The 252-nt window shown below is 45.2% G+C and carries 1 protein-coding gene; it reads right to left on the reverse strand.

Annotated elements, in window-relative coordinates; all coding sequences use genetic code 11:
• A partial coding sequence (locus CF394_RS13500) for a hypothetical protein (protein ID WP_133079844.1) occupies positions 1–194 on the reverse strand: 194 nt, incomplete at its 3' end.
• Positions 195–252: the final 58 nt, after the last annotated feature.

The following is a 252-nucleotide window of genomic DNA, read 5'->3' on the forward strand; positions in this document are numbered from 1 at the left end:
AAGTTCCTGTTCGGCATATGCAATGCGACTTTATCGTACGTTATATCTGTGATATTCGGCCGCGGTCGCGGAGCAGTCTCGATTAGCTTTCCGTCTTGCGCTCCAGCTAACGTCACAAATACCAGTTCCCTACCGCTTCTTTCAACCGCTATTTGCATCAGAGCCGGAATAACGTATCCATCATAATTAAACATACAAACACCCTCATTTTCGAAGGCGTAATTGACTCTGTCAAAATCGTAGTTCTGCTCA

It is taken from the genome of Tetzosporium hominis (genome assembly GCF_002265435.1).
GTDB classification, from domain to species: domain Bacteria; phylum Bacillota; class Bacilli; order Bacillales_A; family Planococcaceae; genus Chryseomicrobium; species Chryseomicrobium hominis.